Annotated in this window: 22 protein-coding genes and 1 tRNA gene; 12 read left to right on the forward strand and 11 right to left on the reverse strand. The window is 71.4% G+C overall.

Features of this window, described 5'->3' with window-relative positions; translation table 11 throughout:
• Positions 1-88 precede the first annotated feature (88 nt).
• Both H6G99_RS00100 and H6G99_RS00105 read left to right on the forward strand, forming a co-directional pair.
• The gene (locus H6G99_RS00100; protein ID WP_199296887.1) at positions 89-1,279 is read left to right on the forward strand and encodes a histidine kinase; all 1,191 of its coding nucleotides are present in this window, start codon (positions 89-91) and stop codon (positions 1,277-1,279) included.
• A 64-nt stretch (positions 1,280-1,343) separates the two neighbouring features.
• Positions 1,344-1,416 (forward strand) — tRNA-Glu (locus tag H6G99_RS00105).
• Positions 1,417-1,531: 115 nt separating this feature from the next.
• On the opposite strand, the gene H6G99_RS00110 is transcribed toward H6G99_RS00105, so the two are convergent.
• Complete coding sequence (locus H6G99_RS00110) at positions 1,532-2,050, reverse strand: SRPBCC family protein (protein ID WP_094586073.1); 519 nt, start codon at positions 2,048-2,050, stop codon at positions 1,532-1,534.
• A 230-nt stretch (positions 2,051-2,280) separates the two neighbouring features.
• Here H6G99_RS00110 and petH point away from each other — a divergent pair, with 230 nt between their 5' ends.
• The 6 genes from petH (at position 2,281) to H6G99_RS00140 (ending at position 9,028) form a co-directional block, all read left to right on the forward strand.
• Positions 2,281-3,450, forward strand: coding sequence for a ferredoxin--NADP reductase (petH, locus tag H6G99_RS00115; protein ID WP_190609241.1), 1,170 nt, complete (start codon positions 2,281-2,283; stop codon positions 3,448-3,450).
• 167 nt (positions 3,451-3,617) lie between these two features.
• Positions 3,618-5,141 carry a glucose-6-phosphate dehydrogenase gene (gene zwf / locus H6G99_RS00120; RefSeq protein ID WP_190609242.1) on the forward strand — a complete coding sequence of 508 codons (1,524 nt, stop codon included), beginning with the start codon at positions 3,618-3,620 and terminating at the stop codon, positions 5,139-5,141.
• Positions 5,142-5,208: 67 nt separating this feature from the next.
• On the forward strand, positions 5,209-6,507 hold the full coding sequence (locus tag H6G99_RS00125) for a glucose-6-phosphate dehydrogenase assembly protein OpcA (protein ID WP_190609243.1): 1,299 nt from the start codon (positions 5,209-5,211) through the stop codon (positions 6,505-6,507).
• A gap of 37 nt (positions 6,508-6,544) precedes the next feature.
• A complete protein-coding gene (locus H6G99_RS00130) occupies positions 6,545-8,020 on the forward strand; it encodes a cobyrinic acid a,c-diamide synthase CobB (RefSeq protein WP_190609244.1) in 1,476 nt (491 codons plus the stop codon).
• Complete coding sequence (locus H6G99_RS00135; protein ID WP_094586069.1) at positions 8,017-8,301, forward strand: acylphosphatase; 285 nt, start codon at positions 8,017-8,019, stop codon at positions 8,299-8,301. Before H6G99_RS00130 ends, H6G99_RS00135 begins: the two co-directional genes overlap by 4 nt.
• Positions 8,302-8,341: 40 nt before the next feature.
• Complete coding sequence (locus tag H6G99_RS00140) at positions 8,342-9,028, forward strand: GAP family protein (protein ID WP_190609245.1); 687 nt, start codon at positions 8,342-8,344, stop codon at positions 9,026-9,028.
• 4 nt (positions 9,029-9,032) lie between these two features.
• Here the strand turns inward: H6G99_RS00140 and H6G99_RS00145 are convergent, their stop codons facing one another.
• The 4 genes from H6G99_RS00145 to crtE all read right to left on the reverse strand — a co-directional run bounded on the left by H6G99_RS00145 (position 9,033) and on the right by crtE (position 12,354).
• Positions 9,033-9,335, reverse strand: a complete 303-nt coding sequence (locus H6G99_RS00145; protein WP_190609246.1) for a hypothetical protein — start codon at positions 9,333-9,335, stop codon at positions 9,033-9,035.
• Positions 9,336-9,452: 117 nt separating this feature from the next.
• Positions 9,453-10,913, reverse strand: a complete 1,461-nt coding sequence (locus H6G99_RS00150) for an AAA family ATPase (protein ID WP_190609247.1) — start codon at positions 10,911-10,913, stop codon at positions 9,453-9,455.
• Positions 10,910-11,455: a divergent PAP2 family protein gene (locus H6G99_RS00155; RefSeq protein ID WP_094586065.1), complete on the reverse strand. Its 546-nt coding sequence runs from the start codon at positions 11,453-11,455 to the stop codon at positions 10,910-10,912. Before H6G99_RS00155 ends, H6G99_RS00150 begins: the two co-directional genes overlap by 4 nt.
• Positions 11,452-12,354, reverse strand: coding sequence for a geranylgeranyl diphosphate synthase CrtE (crtE, locus tag H6G99_RS00160; protein ID WP_190609248.1), 903 nt, complete (start codon positions 12,352-12,354; stop codon positions 11,452-11,454). The genes H6G99_RS00155 and crtE overlap by 4 nt, the downstream gene beginning before the upstream one ends.
• 160 nt (positions 12,355-12,514) lie before the next feature.
• Here crtE and H6G99_RS00165 point away from each other — a divergent pair, with 160 nt between their 5' ends.
• On the forward strand, positions 12,515-12,697 hold the full coding sequence (locus H6G99_RS00165) for a hypothetical protein (protein WP_094586064.1): 183 nt from the start codon (positions 12,515-12,517) through the stop codon (positions 12,695-12,697).
• 36 nt (positions 12,698-12,733) lie between these two features.
• Here H6G99_RS00165 and folD read toward each other — a convergent pair whose 3' ends face one another.
• Entirely contained in the window at positions 12,734-13,615 is an 882-nt protein-coding gene (gene folD, locus H6G99_RS00170; protein WP_094586063.1) for a bifunctional methylenetetrahydrofolate dehydrogenase/methenyltetrahydrofolate cyclohydrolase FolD, read from the reverse strand.
• A gap of 80 nt (positions 13,616-13,695) precedes the next feature.
• On the opposite strand from folD, the gene H6G99_RS00175 reads away from it, so the two are divergent.
• A complete protein-coding gene (locus tag H6G99_RS00175; RefSeq protein WP_094586062.1) occupies positions 13,696-15,786 on the forward strand; it encodes an HDIG domain-containing metalloprotein in 2,091 nt (696 codons plus the stop codon).
• On the opposite strand, the gene H6G99_RS00180 is transcribed toward H6G99_RS00175, so the two are convergent.
• Genes H6G99_RS00180 through H6G99_RS00190 form a run of 3 tightly spaced genes read right to left on the reverse strand, consistent with a single transcriptional unit; the run spans position 15,776 to position 16,904 of the window.
• On the reverse strand, positions 15,776-16,210 hold the full coding sequence (locus H6G99_RS00180) for a fluoride efflux transporter FluC (protein WP_094586061.1): 435 nt from the start codon (positions 16,208-16,210) through the stop codon (positions 15,776-15,778). The two genes, H6G99_RS00175 and H6G99_RS00180, sit on opposite strands and share 11 nt — an antisense overlap.
• 9 nt (positions 16,211-16,219) lie before the next feature.
• Positions 16,220-16,591 (reverse strand): fluoride efflux transporter FluC, encoded by a 372-nt coding sequence (locus H6G99_RS00185; protein WP_190609249.1) that lies wholly within the window; start codon positions 16,589-16,591, stop codon positions 16,220-16,222.
• A 13-nt stretch (positions 16,592-16,604) separates the two neighbouring features.
• Positions 16,605-16,904 carry a SemiSWEET family sugar transporter gene (locus H6G99_RS00190; protein WP_094586059.1) on the reverse strand — a complete coding sequence of 100 codons (300 nt, stop codon included), beginning with the start codon at positions 16,902-16,904 and terminating at the stop codon, positions 16,605-16,607.
• Between the two features lie 51 nt (positions 16,905-16,955).
• Here H6G99_RS00190 and H6G99_RS00195 point away from each other — a divergent pair, with 51 nt between their 5' ends.
• Positions 16,956-18,485, forward strand: coding sequence for a peptide ligase PGM1-related protein (locus tag H6G99_RS00195; RefSeq protein ID WP_190609250.1), 1,530 nt, complete (start codon positions 16,956-16,958; stop codon positions 18,483-18,485).
• 44 nt (positions 18,486-18,529) lie between these two features.
• Complete coding sequence (locus tag H6G99_RS00200) at positions 18,530-19,030, forward strand: hypothetical protein (protein WP_190609251.1); 501 nt, start codon at positions 18,530-18,532, stop codon at positions 19,028-19,030.
• 15 nt (positions 19,031-19,045) lie between these two features.
• Here the strand turns inward: H6G99_RS00200 and H6G99_RS00205 are convergent, their stop codons facing one another.
• Together H6G99_RS00205 and H6G99_RS00210 are read right to left on the reverse strand one after the other, a co-directional pair.
• Positions 19,046-19,882, reverse strand: coding sequence for a carbohydrate ABC transporter permease (locus H6G99_RS00205; RefSeq protein ID WP_094586056.1), 837 nt, complete (start codon positions 19,880-19,882; stop codon positions 19,046-19,048).
• Positions 19,879-21,504 carry a 2-isopropylmalate synthase gene (locus H6G99_RS00210; RefSeq protein ID WP_190609252.1) on the reverse strand — a complete coding sequence of 542 codons (1,626 nt, stop codon included), beginning with the start codon at positions 21,502-21,504 and terminating at the stop codon, positions 19,879-19,881. Before H6G99_RS00210 ends, H6G99_RS00205 begins: the two co-directional genes overlap by 4 nt.
• Positions 21,505-21,550 lie beyond the last annotated feature (46 nt).

A 21,550-nucleotide genomic window follows, 5' to 3' on the forward strand; every position in this document is an offset into this window, starting at 1 on the left:
TTCCGGGTTCTGCCCAAAACCCCATAAGGTTGGGTGCATTGCCGCATTCCTGCCGTTGCCGGTCCTGGGGGAGCCCGATTTCCCGCCCATGTCGTCGTCGCCGTCGGCGGTGGCCGAGGCCGGCACCGCCACCGGTGAGGCCCAGAAACCGCTCAAGCTGCTGCTGGTGGCGGCCCGCCATCACATGGCCTCCGCTGACCTGCGGGCCCTGCTGGCCTTCCTGCAATCGGAGGACTGCACCTGCAAGGTGTCCCTCCAGGTGGCCGATCCGGCCGACCATCCCGAGCTGCTCGAACTGCACCGCCTGGTGGCCACCCCGGCCCTGATCAAGCTCGATCCCCTGCCCAAGCAGGTCTTCGCCGGCAACACCCTGGCCCAGCAGCTGCGCATCTGGCTGCCCCGCTGGCAGCAGATGGAGGTGGTCACCACCCTGGGGCTGAGCCTGCGGCCGGCGGAGATGGATGGCAGCCGCAGCCAGAGGGAGGTGCAGCTCGAGGACCAGCTGCTGGTGCTGCGTCAGGAGAACGAAACCCTGATCGAGCGGCTGGGCGTCCAGGAACGGCTGCTGCGCATGGTGGCCCACGAGCTGCGCACCCCCCTCACCGCCGCCAAGCTGGCCCTGCAGAGCCATGCCCTGGGCCAGATCGACGAGAGCCGCTTCCGCGACGTGCTCAACCGCCGGCTCGACGACATCGAGGCCCTCTCCAGGGACCTGCTGGAGGTGGGCACCACCCGTTGGGAGGCCCTGTTCAACCCCCAGCGCCTGGATCTCAGCCAGGTGGCGGCCGAGGCCATCCTCGAGCTGGAGAAACTCTGGGTGGGCCGGGGCCTGCAGCTGGTCACCGACATCCCCGCCGACCTGCCCGACGTCCATGCCGACCAGCGGCGCATGCGGCAGGTGTTCCTCAACCTGCTGGAAAATGCCCTCAAGTTCACCCCCGACGGCGGCAAGGTGAGCCTCAGCCTCATGCACCGCACCAGCCAGTGGGTGCAGGTGAGCATCTGCGACAGCGGGCCGGGGATTCCCCGCGAGGAGCAGCACCGCATCTTCCAGGACCGGGTGCGGCTGCCCCAGACCTCCGGCACCACCTCCGGCTTCGGCGTGGGCCTGTCGGTGTGCCGCCGCATCGCCGAGGTGCACGGGGGCCGCATCTGGGTGGTGTCCGAACCCGGCGAGGGCGCCTGCTTCAACTTCACCGTGCCGGTCTGGACCGGCCAGAGCTCCCCGGAACCGGACCGCTCCCTCCCCGGCCGGCCCACCGCCGAGGGCCTTCCTTGACGAAGGGTCCCTCCGGCCCGTAGCGTCCAGCACATCAGATCGGCGCCAAGCCGGCTGTGGCCTCGCCCCCATCGTCTAGAGGCCTAGGACACCTCCCTTTCACGGAGGCGACAGGGGTTCGAATCCCCTTGGGGGTATGCATCGGTTCCGGGCTCGGGACGGTTTCGTCCTGAGCCGGGCCATTTCTTCAGGGGTGCTGTTCAGCGGCTCCCTGGCCATGCCGTTGGCATCAGGGCCGGATGGCGAAGGGCCTCAGAGCTGCTGGGCGCGGCGCTGGGCTTCGCGCTGCACGCCCCGCAGGTTGCTGGCCAGATCCTCCTTGAGCCGCTGCTCGATCAGGCCGATCGGCATGCCCGGCTTGCCCTGCACGGTGAGGTCGTAGAGGAGCCAGGTGCTGGTGTCGTCGGCGCCCACCTGCCAGACGCCCTGGAAGCAGCGGAAATCGCCCTCCAGCATGCGGAAGGCCAGGCGACCCTGCTCCGGCTCTTCGCTGAGCTCCAGCTGGACGCGGGCACTGAAGCGCAGACCGCAGAACTGCTGGGTGCCCACCTGCTCCAGGGCGACCAGATTGCCGCGGCGCCAGAGCTGGCGGGAGCTGGCGAGATTGGGAATGAAGCGATCGAGATGGTCGTAGTCGGTGAGAACCGACCAGATCCACTCGGGGGGGAGATCAAGGCGCAGCTGCACCGCCAGGCGCCGGGTGCCCTGGGGGAGACGCTCCATCTCCTGCTGGATCGTGTCGAGGGCACAACTGGCCTCGCTGGCGACCATGGCCTCAGTGGAAGGGAGGTGCACGGGGCGGGGAAACGACGCCAGAAGCTGTGCCAAGACGGATCGGAGCTCGCTCGGGGCTTGCGTGAGGGTGGCAGCGGTCGGCACCGGGATTGGTGCGACGGAACACAAACTAACCGGTGTCTCCGGAATCCGGTCAACGAATCCGCACCGAAGGGGCGTGGGGCGAGTTCTCTATGATCGGGCCGATTTTCGGCTCCGACGCCCGCATGCGTGTTTCCACCGGCAAGGCCACCCAGTCCGACGGCCGCATGTTCACGGTTGTGGTCGAAGGCTTCGGCGTCGGCCTGCAGCGGCGGGCCGAGCGCCGGATCACCGTGCCATTCCCCCAGCTGCAGCGGCTGATGCAGACCATCGCCCAGCAGGGCGGACGCATCAAGGCCGTCAACGCCGAGGAGGTCCCCGCCGGCTCCGCTCCGGCCCCCTCTGACGCTGCGGTTTCCGACGCCCCGGCCGCCACCCCCACCCCCGCCAAGAAAGCCCCCGTGAGCCACGCCGACGTCCCGGTCAACCTCTACAAGCCGAAGGATCCCTTCATCGGCACGGTCACCGGCAACTACAGCCTCCTGGCCGAGGGGGCCATCGGCCGGGTGAACCACATCACCTTCGACCTCTCGGAAGGCAACCTCCACTACATCGAAGGCCAGAGCATCGGCATCATTCCCGATGGCGAGGACGCCAACGGCAAGCCCCACAAGCTGCGTCTCTATTCGATCGCCAGCACCCGCCATGGCGACAACTGCGAGGGCGGCACGGTCTCCCTCTGCGTGCGCCAGCTCCAGTACGAGAAGGACGGCACCACCATCAACGGTGTCTGCTCCACCTTCCTCTGCGACATCGAGCCGGGCGCCAAGGTGAAGATCACCGGCCCCGTGGGCAAGGAGATGCTCCTGCCCGCCGATGAGGACGCCAACATCATCATGCTGGCCACCGGCACCGGCATCGCTCCGATGCGGGCCTACCTGCGCCGCATGTTCGAGCCCTCCGAGCGGGCCAAGAACCCCGAGTACCAGTTCCGCGGCAAGGCCTGGCTGATCATGGGGGTCCCCAAGACGCCCAACCTCCTCTACGAGGACGACTTCCAGCGCTACCTGGCCGAGTACCCGGAGAACTTCCGCTACACCAAGGCGATCAGCCGCGAGCAGCAGAACCCCAGTGGCGGCCGGATGTACATCCAGGACCGCGTCACCGAGCACGCCGACGAGATCTTCTCCCTGATCGAGGATCCCAAGACCCACGTCTACATGTGCGGTCTGCGCGGCATGGAGCCCGGCATCGACGAGGCCATGACCGCCGCCGCCGCCGCCAAGGGCCTCGAGTGGAGCGAGCTGCGGCCCCAGCTCAAGAAGGCCGACCGCTGGCACGTCGAGACCTACTGAGCCGAACGCACCCCGGGGCACACCGCCCCCGTTCCAGGGCCCGCCTCCGGCGGGCCTTTTTCATGGCTGACGATCCGAGAATGCTCACACCGGCAGGCTCCCTGTCGCAGCGATGCAGCGGGATGCCTGCGCCGCCGTTAAACCAGGGATGACCGGACGCCCTCCCCATGACCGCCATCCTCACCAACCCGCTGCGGGTTGGTCTGCGCCAGGAGCGGGTGATCTCGCCCCAGTGCATCGTCATCTTCGGGGCCAGCGGTGATCTCACCCACCGCAAGCTGATCCCGGCGCTGTTCGAGCTGTTCCGCCAGCGACGGCTGCCCAGCGAATTCGCCGTGCTCGGCTGCGCCCGAAGGCCCTGGAGCGATGAGGAGTTCCGCGAGAAGATGGGGGCCGCCCTGGCCGATGAGATCGCCTCCCATCGCACCGCCTGGGAGCAGTTCGCCCAGGGCCTCTTCTACGAGCCGGTCGACCTGCAGCAGCCCGACCACCTGGTGCGCCTCGGCCAGCGGCTGGAAAGCATCGACCGGTTGCGGGCCACCCGGGGCAACCGCACCTTCTATCTCTCGGTCTCGCCGGAGTTCTACGGCAGCGGCTGCCGCGCCCTGGCCGGTGCCGGTCTGCTGGCCGATGCCGAGCGCAGCCGGGTGGTGATCGAGAAGCCCTTCGGCCGCGACTACGCCAGCGCCCAGGCCCTCAACAAGGTGGTGCAGGCCTGCGCCAAGGAAAGCCAGGTGTTCCGCATCGACCATTACCTGGGCAAGGAAACGGTCCAGAACATCCTGGTGCTGCGCTTCGCCAACACGATCTTCGAGCCGATCTGGAACCGCAACTACATCTCCAGCGTCCAGATCACCGCGGCCGAAACCGTGGGGGTGGAGGAGCGGGCCGGTTACTACGAGTCGTCCGGCGCCCTGCGGGACATGGTGCAGAACCACCTCACCCAGATCCTGGCCCTCACCGCCATGGAGGCCCCCGGCCGCTTCGATCCGGAGGCCATCCGCAACGAGAAGGCCAAGGTGCTGCAGTCGGCCAGCCTGGCCAACGAGGAGGAGCCCTGGAAATGCTGTGTGCGGGGCCAGTACGCCGCCGGCGGCAGCATGGCCCGGCCCCTGCCCGGCTACCGCCAGGAGCCCGGGGTCAACGCCAACAGCACCACCGAAACCTATGTGGCCATGAAGGTGGCCATCAACAACTGGCGCTGGCAGGGGGTGCCCTTCTACCTGCGCACCGGCAAGCGGCTGCCGAAACGCCTCAGCGAGGTGGTGCTCACCTTCCGTGAGGCTCCGGTGCACCTGTTCGACGCCGCCGGTGGCGCCCCCACCCCCAACCAGCTGATCCTGCGCATCCAGCCCGACGAGGGCGCCGAGTTCAAGTTCGAGGTCAAGGCCCCCGGTTCCGGCATGCGCAGCCGCCCTGTCGACATGGCCTTCAGCTACGACGAATCCTTCGGCGAGCCCTCCGACGAGGGTTACGTGCGCCTGCTCGCCGACGCCATGCTGGGCGATCCCACCCTGTTCACCCGCAGTGACGAGGTGGAGGCGGCCTGGCGGCTGTACACACCGCTGCTGTCCCTGATCGAGGAATCCCCCTGGCAGCTGCCGGTCCAGCCCTACGAGGCCCGCACCTGGGGGCCCACCGCCGCCGATGGCCTCCTGGCCAGTGACGGCCTGATCTGGCGGCGTCCCTGAGACACGGGTCAGGCCACCTCTCCCTCCAGCTCCCCAGCCCAGCGACCTCCGCCCCCTGCCTCCCCCCATGGCTCCCCAGCTCACCCTCCAGGCCCCCCTCGATCTGCCGCCCGAGGAGGTCAACCCCTACCTGCACCGCCTCTGGACCCATGACCTGGAGGGCTCCACCGGGGCCGCCACCTTCACCCTGGTGGTCTGGGAGCCCTCCTGGCTGGAGCAGCAGATGGTGCGCATCGGCCGGGTCGACGGGCCGATCACCGGCCTGCTGCGCGCCGAGCTGCTGGAGGCGGCCCGCCAGGCCGTGCCCGAAACCGGTCTGCCGTACAGCACGGCACCCATGGATCCCCGCCTGGCCTGGGCCATCGGCCAGAAGGAGGGGAACCACCGGCCCGAGGACCTGCGCGGCCAGTTCGTCGAGAGCGCCATCAGCGCCCACATGCCGCGGCGCCTGATCACCCTGGCCCCCACCCTCGACCCGGGCCATCCGCTCGAGACCCTGGTGGCGGCCTACTGCCCGCTGCCGGAGGAGGGCGGCGCCGGCGCCGCCTGCGGCGACGTGGTGGTGCTGCGCGGCGGCATGGGCGCCCTGAAGCAGAGCCTCGATCTGATCGTTTCCCTGGTGGACGACTCCCTGCCCTGCTGGGTGTGGTGGAACAGCAGCCTGGATGAGCCCTCCGAGATGCTCGAGGCCCTGGCGCCGGTGCCGCGGCGGCTGGTGATCGACAGCTCCCTCGGGGAGCCGCGTCGCTGCCTCGACCTGATGCTGGCCCGGATCAGCGCCGGCCAGGCCGTCAACGATCTCAACTGGCTGCGGCTGCGCACCTGGCGCGAATCCCTGGCCATGGTGTTCGATCCCCCGTCCCGCCGCGATGCCCTCGGCCATGTGGTGCAGCTCGATATCGATGTCGAGGGCGACCACCCGGTGAAGGGGCTGTTGCTGGCCGCCTGGATCGCCGACCGCCTCGGCTGGCACCTGATCACCAGCTACGCGGTGGAGGTGGACGGGCCGGGCCCGGGGATCACGGCGGAGTTCGAGCGCACCGACGGGGTGGCGGTGCAGTTCACCCTGATGCCCGTGCCCATGGGCGTGCCCAAGACCCACCCCGGCGCCATCGTCGGCATGCGTCTTATCTGTGAACCGCAGCAGCGCCCACCCCTTTGCGTGATTCTCTGCTCGGAGTCCGGCGGCTGCATGCGCCTGGAGTCCGGCGGCATGGCCAGCATGGAGCTGGCGGAGGGGGTGGTGCCCCTGCCGGAGGAGAGCGAGGAGATGGAGATGGCCCGCCTGCTCTCGGGGGGCCACGATTCCACCTCACCGCTGCTGGCGGCGGCGGCCCCGCTGGCGGCGAGCCTGCTGCCAGGCTGAGGCACCTTCCGCCGGAGCGGCCGATGCCGCCGACCGCATGAGCTGCCTGATCGCGGCCCCCTGCAGCGGCAGCGGCAAGACCCTGCTGAGCCTCAGCCTGGCGGCCGTGGCCCGGGCGCGGGGGGAGACCATCCAGCCCTTCAAGGTGGGTCCCGACTACCTCGACCCCCAGCTGCTGGGGGCGGTGGCGGGCCGCCCCTGCCGCAACCTCGACCCCCTGCTCTGCGGCGAGGAGTGGGTGCGGCGCAGCTACCGCTGGCACGGCGGCCGCGCCGGACGGGTGCTGGTGGAGGGGGTCATGGGCCTGTTCGACGGCCGCGGGTCCGGCAGTGAGGGCAGTTCCGCCGCCGTGGCGGCCCTGCTGGGGCTGCCGGTGGTGCTGGTGGTGGAGGCGTCGCGCCAGGCCGGCAGCCTGGCGGCCCTGGTGCGCGGCTTCCGCGACCACGGCCCGCCCCGGGTGAGCCTGGCGGGGGTGGTGCTGAACCGGGTCGGCAGCGAACGGCACCGGCTGCTGTTGGCCGAGGCCCTGGCCACCATCGAGGTGCCCCTGCTGGGGGTGCTGCCCAGCCATCCCAGCCTGGAGCTGCCCTCCCGCCACCTGGGCCTGCTCACCCCGGGCGAGCTGGGCGACCTGGGGGAGCGCCAGAAGATCTGGGCCGCCCTGGCTGAGGAGCACCTCGACCTGGACCGGCTGTGGCCGCTGCTGGCACCGCCTGAGCCGGCGCCGGAACGGCGCGATCCGATCCGCTGGTGCCTCGACCGGGTCCCGCCGGAGCCGGCCCCCGCCGGGGCCGCCGGGTCTTCGGTAGCCGCCGGGGCCGGAACCCGCCTGCCGGTGGCGATCGCCAGCGATGCGGCCTTCCACTTCCGCTACCCGGAAGCCCAGGAGCTGCTCCAGGCCTGCGGCCTCAGCCCCGTGCCCTGGAGCCCCCTGGCCGACGATCCCCTCCCCCCGGACTGCCGGGCGGTGCTGCTGCCCGGCGGCTACCCCGAACTCCATGCCCCCCGTCTGGCGGCCAGCCGCCGCAGCCTCGGATCCCTCCGGGCCGCCGCCCGGGCCGGCCTGCCGATCGTGGCCGAATGCGGCGGTCTTCTGCTGCTGGGCCGGGAGCTGGAGGACCCGGACGGCCTGCCCCACCCCATGGCCGGCCTGCTCCCCTTCCGCGCCCGCCGGGGACCCCTCAGCCTCGGTTACCGCCAGGCGTTGCCGGAGGCCGACGGGCTGCTGGTGCGTCGCGGTGAATCCCTCTGCGGCCATGAGTTCCACCGCTGGCAGCTGCTGCCACAGCCTTCGGGCGCAGAGGTGTTGGCAGAGGCCGAGAGCCTGTGGCAACTTGAAGGATGGGGATCACCCGGGAGGATCGAAGGATGGAGCGCGCCGACCGTTCACGCCACCTGGCTGCACCTCCACTGGGCTGGATGCCCGGCGATTCCCTCGAGACTGGCCAGATCCGCCGCCAGCGCCGTGCCGCTGCCGAGGAACGCCGTTTCCTGCAACCCAGTCTCCGGGTGACCGCCACCACCCATGAGCGCTGGCGCATGAGCGTCCGTGGTCAGGTGCAGGGGGTGGGATACCGCCTGGGCTGCCGCCAGAAGGCCATCGACCTCGGCCTCAGCGGCTGGGTCCGCAACCGTCCTGACGGGTCGGTGGAGGTGGAGGCCGAGGGGCTGCCCGACCGGCTGGTGGAACTGCGTCTCTGGTGCGAGAAGGGGCCCCAGGGCGCCCAGGTGAGCGGCGTCACCAGTGGCCAGGTCGCCGTGGCGGGCACGGACTGGTTCGAGATCCGCACCTGAACCCCCAGCACCGGACAATGGGGCGTCATGACTCCCATGGATGCCGACCCCCAGCCTCTGGAGTGAACTGTTCGGATTCGGCCTGGCGATCAGCTTCAGTCCGCTGCACATCGGCCTGCTGCTGCTGATCCTGCTGGGCCCCAGCCCGCTCCGCCGCGGCAGCTGGTTCGTGATCGGCTGGCTGCTCACCTCCGCGGCGGCCATCGCCCTGCTGCTGACCGTGGGCCATGGCCTGCTGCTCACGATGGAGCGGGGCACTGACCAGCGCACCGGCCTCGACCTGCTGGGGGCGGGCGGACTGCTGGCCCTGGGCCTCAACGGTCTGCTGAGCAGCCGCCAGGGGGGCGGTCCCCCCGGCTGGACCCGCCGGCTGGACGGCTTCTGCGCCCTGCCCCTGCCGCTCCTGCTCGGCCTCAGCGCCGCCGTGCAGGTGTCGAGCCCGGACGACCTTTTCCTCTATGCCCGCACCGCCGCCAGCCTGCTGGAGGCCGGGCTGAGCCGGCCCCGGGAGGTGCTGACCACGGCGATCTTCAGCCTGTTCTCCGGCACCCTGCTGCTGCTGCCCCTGGCGGGGCTGGTGCTGGTGGGTCAGGAGCGGCTGCTGCCGGTGCTCCAGGCGGGCAAGCTCTGGCTGTTCGACAACGCCGAGCTGATCGTGGCGGCCATCTGCTTCGGCCTGGCGATCTACCTCGGCTGGCAGGGGGTGGAAGGCCTGCGGGCGGGGTGAGTGCTCAGGGGCCCGTCGGTGGCTCCTCGGCCTCCAGGATCCGGCCCAGATACTTGGGGTCGTGCAGGGCGCCGTGGCGGGAGAGGGGCAGCACCCGCTCCTTCGGCAGGCCAGGCAGGGGCTGGCGGGAGCGCAGCATCAGCCAGCGCCGCACCAGCACGACCACGCCCACCAGGGCCGCAGCGATCGCCAGGGCCCCCACATCCGTCAGCAGTTCACCGCCGCCGGCTCTGGTGCCGACCGCCTGCCCGTCCGTGGCCGGGGTGGTGGCGATCATGGCCATCGGTCCCGCCTGGGGAAGCGCCATGCCGGGGGTCGCGGACGGGGGACGGGATTCCAGCACGAATCAGGCGCCCAGCACGAGTCGGTCGTGATGAGGGTAACGGGTCGGTCCCTTTTGCGCACGCACCGGTCCCCCTCCGCTTCAGGTGTCGGCGGCGTTGCCGCCGGTGTCCCGCAGCCAGCGGTCCCAGCGCTCCCGCTCGCCGGGGTCTGCGGCCCCCGCCATCAGGGTCACCGCCTGGCTGGCCCGGCTCACCGCCACATAGACCAGCCGCTGGCGCAGCGGCAGGTCCCGGGGCCAGAAGACGTCCTCGTCGATGAACACCTCGCCGAAGGTGCTGCCCTGGCTGCGATGGACGGTGAGCACGGCCGCCGGTCCGAGGGAGGCGAAGGCGTCGCGCACCAGGAAGAAGCGGCGCCAGAGGGCCTTGCCGTCCTTCTGGCCCGCCTCCCTGGCCTGCAGCCGCAGCCGCTCCAGCACCCCGTCCAGGCAGGCCCGCCCTGCGCTGCCGATCGGCGGCAGCAGGCGCAGGTTGAGCTGGGCCTCCCCCGACTCCACGGTGGCGCTGAGGGTGTCGATCACCGCAGGGCCGAGGGAGGCATCCACCCCGAATTCGGCCAGATCGCAGCGGTCGGGCCGCACGTCCCGCACCACCAGCTCCCGGTTGCTGCCCAGCAGCAGGTCCGGCTCCTCGGCGGCGGCGTCCCCTTCCCGGCAGGCCGGCGCCATCACGGCCGTGCGGGTGATCAGCACCTCGCCGGGGAGCACCGGCAGCTGGTCGGCCATGGCCCCGTGCAGGGCGCGGCGGGCGATCGGCACCAGCCGCTCCAGGGAGCGGTTCGTGTAGCAGAGGATCCGGGCCAGGTCGGGATCATCGGCTTCGGCGCTGCGGCGCAGGCCTTCCTGGGCGGCCGCCAGCCAGTCGCTCCGCCCCAGCAGCGACACCCGGCCCTCGGTGGTGCGCACCGGATCCAGCAGCGGCGGCCGGCTACAGGGCAGGGCCCCTTCCCGCAGGCCGCCGGCCAGGCGCAGCACCGGGCCCCCGTGGCGGACCACGTGGGTCAGGGCCACCCGCCGGGACCGCCCCATGGCGAACACCGGACTGAGCTCCTCCCCCACCGGCGGCAGCTGGGCCGGATCCCCCACGAACACCAGCCGGGTGCGGTAGGCCTGGGCGCAGCGCAGGGTGATCTCCAGCAGGCCGCCATCCACCATGGAGGCCTCGTCGATCAGCACCAGCCCGAGGTTCTCCAGCGCCAGGGCGGTCTGGAGGGTCTCCTCACAGCGCTCCCGGTCCCCCTGCCGCTTCAGCTTGAGCCGCAGCAGGCGGTGGATGGTGGAGGGGTACCAGGTGGGGTGCAGACCCGCCAGGGCCAGGTGGTGGCGCAGCACGCCCACCGCCTTGTGGGTGGGGGCGACCACGGTCCAGCAGAGACCGGCCCGCTCCGCCTGGGCCAGGAACCGCATCGACAGGAAGGTCTTGCCGGTGCCGGCGTAGCCCTCCAGCACGAAGGGCACCCCGTCGGCCGGGGCCCCGAGCCAGTCGGCGAAGGCGGCGGCCGCCTGCTGCTGGTCGTCGCTCAGGCCGTCGTGATCGCTCACCCCAGCGGCAGCCAGCCGGCGCCCTGGGCGATCTGCAGCGGCGAGCCGAGCAAGGCCAGGCCCGGCAGCGCCACCAGGGGCCCGATCAGGCTGCCCACCAGCACCTCCGCGCGGGTGTGGCCGAGGTTCTCCTTCAGGGGGCGCAGCACCGGAGCCCCCTCCGGCGGGCCGTCCTGGGGAAGGGTGTCCCAGAGACCGTCGGGGAGTCCGTTCACCCGCTGGGCCGTCAGTCCGGCGGCCCGCCGCACACCGCTGGCGTCGTAGAGCACGACGAAGCAGAGCACAGCCGCCAGGGCGAACAGGGGATCGGCGAATCCCAGCTCCCAGCCCAGGCCCGCGGCGGTGCCCGTCATCAGGGAGGAGTGGCTCGACGGCATGCCGCCCGTCTCGATCAGCACCGCCGGGCGCCAGCGGCGGTGCACCACCAGCTCAATCAGCAGCTTGGAGAGCTGGGCCACGCCGCAGGCGGCCAGGCCCCAGGCGAGCACGCCGTTGGCCAGCAGCTCGCCCAGGGCATTGAGTGCGCCGATGGCTTCGCTCATCGGTCGCGACTGGTGATGTAGTCGGCCAGGGCCAGCAGGGGGGCGGCCTTGGCGCTCCAGGGCTCCAGCACCGCCTTGGCTTCGCTCACCAGCGCATCGGCGCGCCGGCGGGACTCCTCCAGGCCCAGCAGTTTCGGGTAGGTGGTCTTGTCGGCGGCCAGGTCCTTGCCCGCCGTCTTGCCCAGCACGTCGCTGCTGGCGGTGACATCAAGGATGTCGTCGATGATCTGGAAGGCCAGGCCGATGCCGCGGGCGTAGGTGCGCAGGGCCGTCAGCAGCTCCTCGGAGGCCCCGGCGACCAGGGCGCCGGAGATCACGCAGGCCCGCAGCAGGGCGCCGGTCTTGTGGAGATGGATGTATTCGAGGGTGTCGAGATCCACCTGGCGGGCCTCGCACTCCAGGTCCACCACCTGGCCGCCCACCAGGCCGGGGGCGCCGGAGGCCAGGGACAGCTCGCCCACCACCTGGAGCAGCCGTTCGGGAGGCACCCCCGGGCTGCGCAGGGCCACCATCTCGAAGGCGCGAGTCAGCAGGGCATCGCCGGCCAGGATGGCCTTGGCCTCGCCGTACACCTTGTGGTTGGTGGGCCGGCCGCGGCGCAGGTCGTCGTTGTCCATGGCGGGCAGGTCGTCATGGATGAGCGACATGGTGTGGATCATCTCCATCGCCACCGCCGTGGGCATGGCCAGATCGGCATCGCCGCCCGCCAGCTCACAGGCCGCCAGGGTGAGGATCGGCCGCAGCCGCTTGCCGCCCGCCAGCAGGGAGTAGCGCATCGCCTCCCGCAGCGACTCCGGACGCTCGGGTCCCAGGGAGCTGTCCAGGGCGGCCTCCACGCGCCAGCGGGCCGCCTCCAGGTAGGCGGTGAAGTCGAAGGCCGTGCTCACCGCCGGGGTCATGGGGTCCTGAGGGTTGGCGCGGATTCTCTCAGGCCACGGGCCGGGCGCCGCCACCTTGATGTTTCGACACGATACGAACCCTTCGGTGAAGGCCGGTGAAGGCGTGCGGTCCGGGAACCCCAGCGCCGCCATGCTCGATGCAGTCACGTCTCAGCGCGCGATGCAGGCCCCCCTGAACAGCGAGCCGGACCTGGTGCCAGTGATCTGCGGCAGCCTCGCCGCCGTCCTGCTGGCCGGTCTGCTGCTGGCGTCGGGTCTGGTCCGCATCGGCGTGGCCGTACCCCTGCTGATCGGCTCCGGCGAACCCCACGACGCCACCCGCACCACGGCGCCCCGGCCCTGAGCGGCGCTGCCGTCCGGGGGGCGTCCCAGGCGGGCCTCAGGGGCGCAGATCCGCCAGGTCCGTTGTGTCGATCCCGTGGCGCTCGCACCAGGCCAGCACGGTGTTGACCAGCAGCATCGCCACCGTCATCGGCCCCACCCCACCGGGCACCGGCGTGATCGCCGCCACCAGCGGTTCGACCGCCTCGTAGTCCACATCGCCGCAGAGCCTGCCCTCCAGCCGGTGGATGCCCACATCCACCACCACCGCCCCAGGCCGGATGTGCCGGGCGCCGATCAGCCGCGGGCGACCGGCCGCCACCACCAGGATCTCGGCCTCCCGGGTCACCTCGTCGAGGTGATGGGTGCGCGAATGGGCCATGGTGACGGTGGCATCGGCGGCCTGGAGCATCAGGGCCATCGGCTTGCCCACCAGGATGCTGCGGCCGACCACCACGGCCTGGGCGCCGGCGATCGGCACGTCGGCGCTGCGCAGCAGGGCCATCACCCCGGCCGGCGTGCAGCTGCGCGGACCCCGCTCCCCCTTGAGCAGGCGACCCAGGTTGAGGGTGTGCAGACCATCGGCGTCCTTGTCCGGGTCGATCGCCGCCAGCAGCGGCCCCTCGTCCAGGCCCTGCGGCAGGGGCAGCTGCAGCAGGATGCCGTCGACCGTCGGGTCGGCGTTGAGGCGCGCGATCAGGGCCAGCACCTCCTCCGCCGGGGTGTCCGCCGCCAGATGGCCGCCATGGCTGCTGATGCCGACGCGGCGGCAGGCCTTCTCCTTGTTGGCTACGTAGACGCCGCTGGCGGGGTCATCCCCCACCCGCAGCACCGCCAGGCCGGGGGGCCGTCCCGCCACCGCCAGCCCATCGGCGACCACGGCGTGCAGCCGCCCTTCGATCACCGCCGCCAGTCGCCTGCCATCAAGAAGGGTGGCCATCGGGGGGGTGCGTTGCCGAACCCCAGCATGCACCGAAGCCACCCGGAGGGGGACCCTCAACCGTTGGCTAGCCTGGACCGATGAGATTCGGGCTGCGGCGGATCAGGGGACTGTGGCGCCACTTGCTGCGGCTCGAGCGTCCCCGCCAGGCCCTGGTGGCCTGGCGCCCCGGGGGCGGTCTGCTCGTGCTTCTGCTCTGTCTGCTGGTGGCGCTTCTCTCCAGCTGGCCCTGGCTGGTGGAGCCGAACCTGCGTCCCGGCATGCCGGCCCCGTTCACGGCCCGGGCCCCGAGCGATGCCACGGTGATCGACAGCACCGACCTGGAGCAGCGCCGCAGCCAGATGCTGCCCCGCAGCCAGATCCAGGTGGTCGACCCCCAGGCCAGTGAGGCCCTGGTGCAGCAGCTGGAGCTGCGGCTGCAGCGGGTGCGCCAGACGGTGGCCGACGACCAGCCCCGGCCCGATTCCCTCAATCTCACCGAAGAGGAGCGCCGCTGGCTGACGGGGCTGACGCCCCCCGACCTGATGCGCTGGAAGGTCTCCCTGCGACGGGCCCAGCAGCGCATGCTCAGCCAGGGTGTCGTGGCCAGCCTCTCCGAGGGCCAGCTGCTCACGGCCGCGGAGCTGCAGCTGCAGGACCTTTCCCCCCCCGCCCGCAGCCTGGGCAGCCGCCTGCTGGCCGCCAGCCTCCAGGGCCGTACCAACCTCCGCGGCGACAGCTTCCTCAGCCAGCGCCGCATCGAGGACCTGCTCACCCGCCAGGGGCTGCCCACGATCCGGGTGCGTAAGAACGACCTGATCACACGGCAGGGGGAACCGATCAGCCCCCAGGCCTTCGACGTGCTGGAGCATTTCGATCTGGTCAACCATCGCCCCCGCCCCCTGGCCTGGCTGGGACGCTTCAGTGAGGCCCTGGCCGCCTGCGGGGTGCTGCTGCTGGTGATGCGCCGCTGGCGCGCCAGCCTCGAACCCCGCCAGGCCCTGCTGGCCCTGGCGATGCTGGTGCTGGTGCAGGGGTGCAAGCTCTGGCTCGGCAGCCAGGTCAGCCCCCTGGCCCTGCTGGTTCCCCCCACCCTGCTGCTCTCCCAGGGGCTGGGTACGGCCGCCGGCCTGGCCTGGCTGGCTGTGGCCGCCATGCTCTGGCCGGTGCCTGTCGAGGGCCTGCTGGTTCCCCAGCTGGGGGTGGCGGCCCTGGTGGCCGCGATCGCGGCGGTGCTGGCGGGACGGCAGCGCAACCGGGCCCAGCTGCTGCAGCTGGCCCTGTTGCTGCCCATCGGGGCCGTGCTGCTGCAGTGGCTGCTGATCCAGCTCTTCCACCTGGGCAGCCTCGAGGCCTCCCAGGGGTTGTTCAGCAGCACCGATCTGCTGCAGGAGGCCCTGCTGGTGGCGGGCCTGCTGATGGGAGGCCTGCTGCTGGCGCCGCTGGTGGAAAGCTTCTTCGGCCTGCTCACCCGGGCCCGGCTGATGGAGCTGGCCGATCTGGAGCGGCCCCTGCTGCGCCGGTTGTCGATGGAGGCGCCGGGCACCTTCGAGCACACCCTGATGATCTGCGGCCTGGCCGAGGAGGGCGCCCGCGCCATCCAGGGTGATGTGGACCTGATCCGCACCGGTGCCCTCTACCACGATGTCGGCAAGCTGCACGGGCCCCAGTGGTTCATCGAGAACCAGGAGCACGGCGCCAACCCCCACGACGAACTCGACGATCCCTTCGCCAGTGCCGCCATCCTCCAGGCCCACGTCGACGAGGGGCTGAAGCTGGCCCGTCGCTACCGGCTTCCCCGCCCCCTGGCGGATTTCATCCCCGAGCACCAGGGCCGGCTGAAGATGGGCTACTTCCTCCACCAGGCCAAGGAACGGGACCCTTCGGTGCGGGAGGAGCAGTTCCGCTACCGCGGTCCGGCGCCCCGCAGCCGGGAGACGGCGATTCTGATGCTGGCCGACGGCTGTGAGGCCGCCCTGCGCTCCCTGCCGCCGGGCACCACCGAAGCCGAGGCCCGGGCGATGGTCCGGCGGCTGGTGGAGGCCCGCCAGAACGACGGCCAGCTCGACGGCAGCGGCATCTCGCGGGCGGAGCTGGAGCTGGTGATCCGCGCCTTCGTGCGGGTCTGGAAGCGCATGCGCCACCGCCGTATTCCCTACCCCATCCCCCCCCGCAAGGCCTTCAGCGCCTGAGCCGCGACCGCCCCAGCCAGCGGCCCACCCCGAGCCCCAGCGTCACCACCACCAGGCCCCCCAGCAGGCTGACCAGCACCACGGCGAGCGCCTCATCGGGGCGTCCGCGCCGCAGCGCCAGGCTGATCTCCAGCATCCAGCTGCTGAAGGTGGTGAGCGAGCCGCAGAAGCCGATGCCGCCCAGCAGCAGCAGCCGGGGCCGGGGGGGGTGCAGGCCGGCGATCACACCGATCAGGAAGGTGCCGAGCAGATTGGCCACCAGGTCGGCTTCGATCAGCCCGGTGGGCACCCCCTCCAGGCCCTTGCCGACGTCCTCCAGGCGCCAGCGCAGCAGGGCGCCGGGCACCGCCCCCGCAGCCACCAGCAGCAGGTCCCGCGCCTCGCGGCGCAGGCTGGGGGGGCTTTCGCTCGGGAATGGCGCCATCGTTCTCCCCTAGCTGCCGCCGATGGCCAGGCCGGCGCTGACGGCCAGCAGGCCCCCCAGCACCGAACCGCCGCAGAGCAGGACGGCCTCGCGGCGCTGGCGTTGGTGCAGGGTCGCGTGCAGCTCGGCGATCCAGGTGGAGAAGGTGCTGAAGCTGCCCAGGAAGCCCGTGCCCAGCAGCAGCAGGGCACGACCGGCGGCTAGCCCGCAGCTGGCCTCCAGGCTCACCAGCAGGCCGATGGCGAAGCAGGCGATCAGATTCACCCCGAACGTTCCCCAGTGCTTGCGGGGCAGCATCGGTTCGAAGTGGTTGACCACCCGGAAGCGCAGCCAGGCCCCCGGCACCGCCCCGATCGCGACGAACAGGGCGCCGTTGTCCATGGGTGCCGCCACCTCAGCGCCTCCCCCCGGGGCCCCGACGGTCCCGGCCCTCCAACAGAGACCGCAGCTTGCGTTCCAGCACCACCGAGGCCGGGATCAGCGTGATCAGGTTGGCGGCGATCACCGGACCGTCGGCCCGCAGCAGGCCGTAAACGGCCCAGGCCAGCACCCCGAGGGTGAACAGGCCGTACATCCGCAGCGAGATGGCGCTGGTGTCGCCGCTGCGCACGGTCTTCAGCGCCTGGGGGAACAGGCTCAGGGTGGTGAGTGAGGCGGCGCCATAGCCGAGGGCACTCACCGTGAACGACTCCATTGGCGCTGGTCGCTGTGGTGGTCAGCATGACGACATTCCGCCCATCCGGCCATGGTCCTGAGCTTCCGCGAACTGCAGCAGGGGCTGCAGGCCCCGTGGGGCCGGGAGCACGGCGACGCCGGGGGCGGGGCGGGTGCGGATTTCGACCTGCTGATGGTGCCTTCGCTCACCATGGACCCCTCCCAGCTGGCCCTGGTCACGGGCGCCCACCACTACGAGGAACGCCAGCTGTTCTCCCTGATGCGGCTGCGCAACCCAGGCGTGCAGGTGGTCTATGTCACCAGCAAGCTGCTGCCCGAACTGGTGGTGGATGCGGTGCTCGAGCTGATGCCGGGGGTGCCCACCTCCCATGCCCGCCGCCGGCTGCACCTGTTCGACACCGACGACGGCTCCGCCCGGCCCCTGACGCAGAAGCTGCTGGAGCGGCCGGCCCTGCTCGGACGGATCCGGGAGCGGCTGCGGCCGGGCCGGAGTTTCATCATCTGCTACGTGGTGACCGAGCTGGAGAAGACCCTCTCCGAGCGCCTGCAGGTGCCCCTGCTGGGCACCGATCCGGCCCTGGGCTACTGGGGCACCAAGGCCGGCAGCCGGGAGCTGTTCGCCCGCTGCGGCGTTCCCCACCCCCCCGGCACCGGGCTGGCCCACGGCCTCGATGAGCTGGCGGAGGCGGTGACCGACCTTTGGGAGGGCGACCCCGGGCTGGGCGGCTGTGTCGTCAAGCTGAACGAGGGCTTCAGCGGCGAGGGCAATGCCCGCCTCGATTTCACGCCCCTGGCGCTGGCCGGGCTGGCCCGGCGCGAGCGGGTCGGGCGGATCCGGCGGGCCCTGGAGGCTCTGCCGATGCCCGCGGCCGGCTGGACGGAGCTGCTGGCCGGCCAGGGGGCCCTGGCCGAGGCCTGGCTGGAGGGCGGCGAGGCGCTGCGCTCCCCGAGCGTGCAGGGCACGATCCACCCGGGCGGGATGGTGGAGGTGCTCTCCACCCACGAGCAGATCCTCGGCGGCGCCGGTGGCCAGACCTACCTGGGCTGCTGCTTCCCTGCCGCCGAGCCCTACCGGGTGGCGCTGATGGAGCACGGCCTGGCCGTCGGCCGGGCCCTCGCCGCCGAAGGGGCCCTCGAGCGCTTCGGGGTCGACTTCATCGCCCGCCGCTTCGGCGAGCGCTGGGACCTGCAGGCCATCGAGGTCAACCTGCGCCAGGGGGGCACCACCCATCCCTTCATGGCCCTGCGGGCGATCACCGCCGGCAGCCTCGACCCCGCCACCGGCTGCTTCCTCTCCCCCACCGGCCAGCCGCTGCACTACCGCGCCACCGACAACCTCAGCGACCCCCGCCTGCGGGGCCTGATGCCCCTCGACCTGATCGACATCGTGGCCGAGGCCGGCCTCCACTACGATCCGGCCCGCCTGCAGGGCAGCGTGTTTCACCTGCTGGGCTGCCTCTCGGAGTTCGGCAAGCTGGGCATGACCTGCATCGGCCGGGATCCGGAGCAGGCGAGCGCCGTCTACCGCTCCACCGTGGCGGAGCTGCTGGCCGGTGCTGCCGCCCGCAGCGGCGCCGGCCTGCCCGCGGCCGGCGGCTGACGCCCCGGGCCGCTCAGGGCAGGATGGGTCAGCACAGGGGGCGCATGGTCTCGATCACTGACCGCGAAGACGACGGCTCCCGGCGTTCCCCCCCGCCCCCGGCCTCCGGCCCGCCGGCCTGGACCAGCTGGCTGCAGATCGGCCTGAGCTCCATGCTCGCTGTCCTGTTCCTGGTGATCCTGGGCAAGACGCGGGAACAGAGCCAGCTGCTGATGAAGCTGGAGCAGCGGCTGCAGGGGCTGGAGAACAGCCGCGCCCTCGATCGCACCTCCGTGCTGGAGGAGCAGCAGCGGGCGATGGTGGGGCGCCTCCAGACCCTGGAAGCCGGGGCCCAGCGGCTGGAGGCACTTGAGCAGCAGCAGGACGAGTGGCGTTCCGCCCTGGCCGACCTGCAGGGCCGGGCGGTGCGGCGCCCCCAGCGGGATCCGGACCCCTTCCCCGCCGCACCGATGCCCTCCCCGGGACCCGGCGGCCGCCCCGGCCAGGCCCCGGCCGACCGCGGCGACGGCGGCGTGCTTCGCCCCCCGCCGGTGAGCACCCCCTGAGCCCCCTGGGGGGCCTCAGCCCTTGACGGCGTCGCCGCTGGCGCTGGGCAGGATGTAGCGCTGCAGCAGCACGAACAGCAGCAGCACCGGCAGGATCGAGACCACCGAGCCGGCCGCCACCAGGCGCCAGTCGAGGGAGAAGCTGCTGGCCAGCTGCTGCAGGCCCAGGGGCAGGGTGTAGAGGGTGGGGTCGTCGAGAATGATCAGCGGCCAGAGGAAGTCACTCCAGGTGCCGATGAACACGAACATCGCCAGGGTGATCAGGTCGGCCCGGGCCGCCGGCAGCATCACGTTCCACCATTCGCCGATGGGGGTGCAGCCATCGATCCGGGCCGCCTCCTCCAGCTCCACCGGCACCGCCAGGAAGCTCTGGCGCAGCAGGAAGATGCCGAAGGCCGTGGCCGCCTGGGGCACGATCAGGGCCCAGAGGGTGTTGCGCAGCCCGATCTGCACCATCAGAAGATAGAGGGGGATCATCACCACCTGGAAGGGGATCAGGATCGTGGCCACCACCAGGGCGAGCACCAGTCCGCGGCCCTTGAAACGCATCCGCGCCAGGGGGTAGGCGGCCAGGGAGCAGAACAGCAGGTTGGCCAGCACCGCCAGGGCGCTGACGATCGTGCTGTTGAGCAGGTAGGTGCCCATCGGGTTGGCGGCGAACAGGCGCCCGTAGGCCTCCAGGCTCGGCTGGCTGGGCAGCAAGGCAGGAGGACTGGTGAAGATGTCCTCCGCCGGCCCCTTGAGTGAGGTGCTCACCAGCCACAGCAGGGGCAGCAGCAGCAGCACGGCCACCAGCAGCAGCAGGGCCAGCTGCAGCCCGGTGGCCAGCGGGGAGCGGTTGGGGGCGTTCACAGACGCGGCAGTTCCGCCACCGGAAGGGCCGTCTTCTGGGGATGGAGCGGAGCGCGCTGGCTGCCGGAGACCAGCCGGTTGAGGGCGTTCACGAAGGCCTGGGCCGCCGCCACGACGATGTCGGTGTCGGCCGCATGGCCCGAATAGAGCACCCCCTGATGGCGCAGGCGGATGGTCACCTCGCCCATGGCGTCGATGCCCTCGGTGACGGACTTGATGCTGAACTCCACCAGCTCGTTCGGCACCTGGGCCAGGTGGTTGAGGGCCTGGCAGACCGCATCCACCGGTCCGGTGCCGATCGCCGCCTCGGTCAGGTCGATGCCATCGCCATCCCGCAGGGTGACGGTGGCTGTGGGCTGCAGGTTGGTGCCGCAGCTCACCTGCACCGACTGCAGGGCATAGCGGGGCTGGTCCTGCTGCTGCACCTGCTCGCTGACGATGGCCTCCAGATCCCGGTCGGTGATCTCCCGCTTGCGGTCGGCCAGCTCCTTGAAGCGGGCGAAGGCATCGTCGAGGTCGGTGCGTTCCAGGGTGTATCCGAGCTCCTCGAGCCGGGCCCGGAAGGCGCTGCGGCCCGAGAGCTTGCCGAGGGAGAGGCGGTTGTCGGCCAGGCCGACGGTGCGGGCGTCGATGATCTCGTAGGTGAGCCGGTTCTTGAGCACCCCGTCCTGGTGGATGCCGGACTCATGGGCGAAGGCATTGGCGCCCACGATCGCCTTGTTGGGCTGCACCGCCATGCCGGTGAGGTTGGAGACCAGCCGGGAGGTCTTGGTGATCTCCTCGGTGCGCACGTTGGTGAGCGGGTCGCGCTGGTCGGCCGGCCGGCCCAGGAAGGGGTTGAAATAGCTGCGGCGCACGTGCAGCGCCATCACCAGCTCCTCGAGGGAGGCGTTGCCGGCCCGTTCACCGATGCCGTTGATGGTGCACTCCAGCTGGCGGGCGCCGTTCTTGACGGCTTCGAGGAAGTTGGCGACGGCCAGACCGAGATCGTTGTGCCCATGGACTGAGATCACCGCCTGGTCGATGTTGGGCACCGAGCGGTTGATGCCGGCGATGATCGCGCCGAATTCGGCCGGGGTGGTGTAGCCCACCGTGTCGGGAATGTTGATGGTGGTGGCGCCGGCGTTGATCGCCGCCTCGATCACCTCATGCATGAACTCAGGGTCGCTGCGGCCGGCGTCCTCGCAGGAGAACTCCACGTCGTCGACGAGGGAGCGGGCGTAGGCCACCATCTCCGCGGTGATGGCAAGCACCTCGGCGCGGGTCTTGCGGAGCTTGTGCTCCAGATGGATGTCGCTGGTGGCGATGAAGGTGTGGATGCGCCGGCGGGCGGCGGGGGCCACGGCGTCGGCGCAGGCCTTGATGTCGCCCCTGGCGGCCCGGGCCAGGCCACAGATCACCGGGCCATCGGGGGTTCCGACGGTGGCGGCGATGCGCTGGACGGCGTGGAAATCGCCGCTGCTGGCGAAGGGGAAGCCGGCCTCGATGATGTCGACCCCCAGGCGGGCCAGCTGCTGGGCGATCGCGAGCTTCTCCTCCAGGTTGAGGCTGGCGCCGGGGGACTGCTCCCCGTCGCGGAGGGTGGTATCGAAGATCAATACCCGGCCGGGATCGCGGGCCATGGGGTTAGGCGGAACAGCTATGAGTTAGGCCCACTCTACGGGCCGG

Origin of the sequence: Synechococcus sp. FACHB-909 (assembly GCF_014698945.1) — a bacterium.
GTDB lineage: Bacteria > Cyanobacteriota > Cyanobacteriia > PCC-6307 > Cyanobiaceae > Cyanobium.